This window comes from Mesorhizobium sp. M6A.T.Ce.TU.002.03.1.1, assembly GCF_003997275.1.
Taxonomy (GTDB): Bacteria; Pseudomonadota; Alphaproteobacteria; order Rhizobiales; family Rhizobiaceae; genus Mesorhizobium; species Mesorhizobium mediterraneum.
On the sequence record NZ_RZTI01000269.1, the window covers coordinates 1 to 1,823 of the forward strand.

General features: G+C 66.0%; 2 protein-coding genes. One reads left to right on the forward strand and one right to left on the reverse strand.

Annotated elements, in window-relative coordinates; translation table 11 throughout:
- On the forward strand, nt 1–951 hold a 951-nt coding region (locus EOC93_RS33400), incomplete at its 5' end, for a patatin family protein (protein WP_245461610.1).
- Nucleotides 952–978: 27 nt separating this feature from the next.
- Here EOC93_RS33400 and EOC93_RS33405 read toward each other — a convergent pair.
- The coding region (locus EOC93_RS33405) for a DHHA1 domain-containing protein (protein WP_245461611.1) at nt 979–1,823 on the reverse strand (845 nt) is incomplete at its 5' end.

Here is a 1,823-nt window from a genome sequence, read left to right on the forward strand (position 1 = left end):
TCGCGCAACCGACTGGACGTTCGAGAGGCCAATGGCCTGTCATCGTCCGCCGGCGCATCCGAAACGAACCCCGCCAAGAAAACAGGCATTTCGCTGGCATTGGGCGGCGGCTGCGCGCGCGGCTGGGCTCATATCGGCGTGCTGCGCGCGCTTGACGAAGCCGGCATCGAAGTGTCGATGATCGCCGGCACCTCGATCGGCGCGCTGGTCGGCGGCTGCTATCTTGCCGGCAAGCTGGATGAGCTGGAAGAATTCGCCAGAAGCCTGACCAAGCGGCGCATTTTTGGTCTTCTCGATCTCAATCTGCGCGGCAGCGGCCTGTTCGGCGGCATGAAGCTCGACGCACGGCTGCGCGAGCATATGGCCGGCATCCGGTTCGAGGATCTGCCCAAGCCTTTCGTCTGCGTCACCTCGGAGATCCGCACCGGCCATGAAATCTGGCTGTCGGGCGGCTCGCTGATCACCGCCATGCGCGCCTCCTATGCACTGCCCGGTGTGTTCGAACCGGTCACTTGCAACGGCCGCGTGCTGGTCGACGGCGCGCTGGTCAATCCGGTTCCGGTCTCGGTATGCCGCGCCTACGAGCAGCCGCTCGTGGTCGCGGTGAACCTTCACTACGATCTGTTCGGCCGCGCCGCCGTCATCAAGCACAGCGCCGGCGAACTGGTCGTCGAAAAGGATGCGCCAAGGCCCGGCCTGTTCGACGCAGCGCACCAGTACCAAACACGGCTCGGCATCACCGGCGTCATGGTCGAGGCCTTCAACATCATCCAGGACCGTATTTCGCGTGCGCGACTTGCCGGCGACCCGCCTGATATGTCGCTGCAGCCTAAGCTCAGCCATATCGGCCTGACCGAATTCCACCGCGCCGACGAAGCGATCCGCATCGGCTATCAGGTTACGATGGCACAGATCAGCGAGTTGACCCGGCTGCAGACGGTTCTGGCCTAAACCGCGATCCCAAACTGAAGGCGAATCTCAGGCGCGTGCGGCATCGACGATGCGGAACTGCACCGTGCGGTTGCCGTTCCAGTGATTGCCCGACAGCGAACCGGCGACATGCACCGGCTTGCCCCTGTTCTTGAACAAGAATTCGCCGAGCGCCGTATCGACGGCGCGAAAGGCGATCGCCTGGATGCGGCCGCCGCTTTCCGACTGCAACTCGGCGCGGATGTGATTGGTGCCGACCGGCCTTGCATCGGCAAGGCGATGGCGCGGCAGCGCGAAGATCGGCGCGACATACCCGGCGCCGAACGGGCCGGCTTTCTCCAATGCATCGAGCAGGCCGAGCGTTGCACCCTCGGCGGCCAGCGCACCGTCGATCGCCAGGCTTTCCTCACCTTGCAGCCGGAACACGTCGGCCGCCGCTCGTTCCTCGAAGAAGGCCCGGAGCGCGCCAAGTTTCGCCCGCTCCACCGTGATGCCGGCTGCCATGCCATGGCCGCCGCCTTTGACGATCAGCCCGGCAATGGCCGCCTCGCGCACCAACCGGCCAAGGTCGAAACCCGACACCGAACGGCCTGAACCCGTGCCGACGCCGTTGGCGTTGAAGGCGATGGCGAAGGCGGGCCGGCGCGCATGGTCCTTGAGCCGCGAGGCCAGCAGGCCGACGATGCCCGGATGCCAATTGGAGCTGGCGGTGACGACGATGGCCGGCCCATTGCCGCCGGCAAGCTCGGCATCGGCCTCCACGCGTGCCGCGGCCAGCATTTCCAGCTCCATCTGCTGCCGTTCCTGATTGAGCCGGTCCAGCGTCTCCGCAATGGTGCGGGCCTCGACGGGATCGTCGGTAGCGAGCAGGCGGCTGCCGAGCGCTGCATCGC